This is a genomic window from Haloferula sp. A504, assembly GCF_044385805.1.
GTDB lineage: Bacteria > Verrucomicrobiota > Verrucomicrobiia > Verrucomicrobiales > Akkermansiaceae > Haloferula.
Genome location: NZ_JBISBU010000168.1, coordinates 1 through 883, shown reverse-complemented (window position 1 = coordinate 883; position 883 = coordinate 1). Strand labels below are relative to the sequence as shown.

The window sequence follows — 883 nt, the reverse complement described above, 5'->3', positions numbered from 1 at the left end:
GCCATGGCTGGCGGGTTCATGCATGGGTGCTGATGGGCAACCATTTCCACCTGCTCCTTGAGACACCGGAGCCGAATCTCGTGACGGGAATGAAGTGGCTGCTGGGGACCTTCAGCCAGGGCTGGAACGCCCGCCGGGCGCGGCGCGGGCATGTGTTTCAAGGCCGCTACAAGTCGATTCCCGTGACTGCAGGAAAGTCGAGTCCGTACTACTTCCGGATCGTCGCGGACTACATTCATCTTAATCCAGCCCGTGCCGGTTTGGCGGAGGCCCGACGCGGTGGACTGGCTTCCTACAAGTGGAGCAGTCTGCCATACTACGCCAAAGGCAGGGAGCCCGAGTGGCTGGTCACGCAACGAGTCCTGCGGGCCTTTGAGCTGGCTGAGGATGGCCGCGGGCGCCGGGCCTACGTTTCCTGGCTGGAGGCAAGGGTGGCCAGCGACGGCGGCAGGGTGGATGAGGCGGCGATGAAGGCCTTGAGGCGTGGCTGGTATCTGGGCGAGCCGGACTTTGCCGACAAGCTCCGTGCCTTGGTGGAGGGCAAGCAGCTTGGAAAGGTGGCAGGCCGTGACCATGCTGGGAGGGCGCATGACGCAGTTGCCGCCGAGGAACTTGCCAAGAAGGCCTTGGAATGTCTGGGATTGCCGCAAGATGCTGAGAGCCTTTCGGATTTCCGCAAGGGGGACCGCCGCAAGGTTCTCGTGGCACTGCTTTTGCGTCGCACCAGTTCGGTCGGTAATGGATGGCTCGCGGAACGCTTGGCGATGGGACATCCGTCAGCAGTGAGCCGCTTGGTCAGCTCGGCCCAGAAGCAACCGAAGAATCAGAAAGAATTGAGAAAACTGGCGAAAATGTTGAAATGCAGCACCTGACCCCATCTGCA

At 61.7% G+C, this 883-nt stretch carries 1 protein-coding gene; it reads left to right on the top strand.

Features of this window, described 5'->3' with window-relative positions; translation table 11 throughout:
- A partial coding sequence (locus tag ACG2LG_RS23985; RefSeq protein ID WP_396263415.1) for a transposase occupies window positions 1–872 on the top strand: 872 nt, incomplete at its 5' end.
- Window positions 873–883 lie beyond the last annotated feature (11 nt).